Origin of the sequence: Mycobacterium sp. KBS0706 (assembly GCF_005938675.2) — a bacterium.
Lineage (GTDB): Bacteria > Pseudomonadota > Alphaproteobacteria > DSM-16000 > Inquilinaceae > Inquilinus.
In genome coordinates this window covers 1-1,737 of the sequence record NZ_VCCH02000259.1, presented here as the reverse complement: position 1 = coordinate 1,737, position 1,737 = coordinate 1, and the positions used below count along the sequence as shown (strand labels likewise).

At 60.9% G+C, this 1,737-nt stretch carries 2 protein-coding genes; one reads left to right on the top strand and one right to left on the bottom strand.

The annotated features are described in order from the left end of the window. Positions 1 to 618 (bottom strand): hypothetical protein (locus FFK22_RS41655; RefSeq protein ID WP_221939297.1); only part of this gene is annotated, 618 nt, incomplete at its 3' end. A 457-nt stretch (positions 619 to 1,075) separates the two neighbouring features. Here FFK22_RS41655 and FFK22_RS41650 point away from each other — a divergent pair. Beyond that, positions 1,076 to 1,678, top strand: coding sequence for a hypothetical protein (locus FFK22_RS41650; RefSeq protein WP_138886998.1), 603 nt, complete (start codon positions 1,076 to 1,078; stop codon positions 1,676 to 1,678). Positions 1,679 to 1,737: the final 59 nt, after the last annotated feature.

The window sequence follows — 1,737 nt, the reverse complement described above, 5'->3', positions numbered from 1 at the left end:
GATGCACACCGCCCGCAGCGGCGCCGCCTCGACGCAGCGCCGCACCAGCAGCTCGGCGAAGACATGCGACTTGCCCGATCCGCGGCCGCCATGCACCGCCTTGTAGCGCGACGGCTTCCTCAGCTTCCGGAAGACGGGCGCCAGCTTCCAGCGCGGCAGGGCGAGCGCTCCCGGCCTGGCTGCCGCCGCCGATGCCGCCGCGGCCTCCGCTCCGTCCGCCGCCGTCCCCGCCTCGCCCGGCGGCGGCACCGGCCGCGTCTTCCGCCTGGTCCTGGGCTGGTCCAGCCGCACGGCCAGGCGGAACTGCCGGTACGCCTCCTCGACCGGCGGCAGGCCGTCGATGTCATGCCGGTTCACGCCCTTCGCCAGGCAATCCGGCGCCACCTTGCGCAGCCGGCGTACCACCCGCCCCTCCGGCCACTGTCCCCCGGCCACCATCTCGACCACCGTCATCAGGCAGGCGGCCAGGACCTGCGGCTCACGCAGCTTGCGGTAGCCAAGTTGCCTGGCGCTCCTTTCCGAGAGGCCCGTGTCACGGGCCGCCCGGGACGCATCGCCATGGCTGGCGTAGCACTCGGCGAAATCCTCGTCGCACTCCTCCAGCGTCTTCGGTTCCATCCCGTCCTCGCATGAAAAAGCCCGCCGCGGCGGGGGCCGGGCGGGCGCAACTCTTCGACTGTGCCTGGATTATGCGGCGCGACGTGCCGTCACGTCAAGAACAAAAGCAGAACATAAAGCCGCTCACCCCCAATCCGCCATGGCGAGCTCCGCCCCTTGCATTTGATGGGGGCCTGGCCGTCCTGTGTCTCCAGGACATGGCGGCAGCGAATTGGGCTTCGCTTGCCGATCGGCCTGCCACTCGGTGCCTGGACCGGTTCGACCGCAAGAGCGGCCGGCCTCTCGCTCTTGCCAGACCCGAGCGGAAGCTCGCTGACGTGTACGATCGCCAAATTCCCCTGCATTGAAATACATTTTATAGGAATTAAAGCAACAAGTCGCTTGCGGAATGGTATCGCTCTCTGTAATTATTCCTTGCCAGGACATTTTAACCTACCACAACATAGAGAACAGCATCATGCGCACGATCGCTTATTGGCGTTGCGGCCTGCTTACTGCCGCTGCCTTGCTCGGCGGGACGACAGCAAGTCAGGCCGAAGCACCAGACAGCTTTAACATTATCAACAATTCACAATACACTTTTAGGCTAAAGGACTGGAAGGCTCGATGTGTTAAAGAGTGGGGAAATTCAGTTAACTGGCCCTCGACAATTTCCCCTGGCCAAACCTATACCGTTAATTGGGAAGATTCGAATAACGCTTTTGATTATAATGGCTACGGTTGTGACGGCAAAGACAAGTTCGTTGCAGTTTCGTTTACCTTGGATGGTGCGTCACAGCAATACGATGGCTATATAGGAATAACACATCGCGAACTTTCCGGCAGCTCGTGGTACAATGGGCAGTTCTACGCAGATTGGATCGCTGTCAACAACGACAACGGTGGAATCGCCGGAGGTGACGGTGCCGCGCCGTCAGGCTGGATCCAGGCCTTGTGCTCGCACGACAATAACTGCTTCGGACCGTGGTCGCAGATGGAGTGGGACAATAAGGATTCCTACAATTGGCAGCGCTCATACAAAACCGAGGATGGCTGGGCATTTCAGATCAACAATCCGTGATTGCCGGATATTACGGGAATTCGGTGACACTGCACAATTTTGACTGTCCCTGATCGCGG

Coding starts and splice junctions, on each gene's coding strand:
- FFK22_RS41650 (WP_138886998.1), top strand. CDS start 1,076: ATGCGCACGATCGCTTATTGGCGTTGCGGCCTGCTTACTGCCGCTGCC.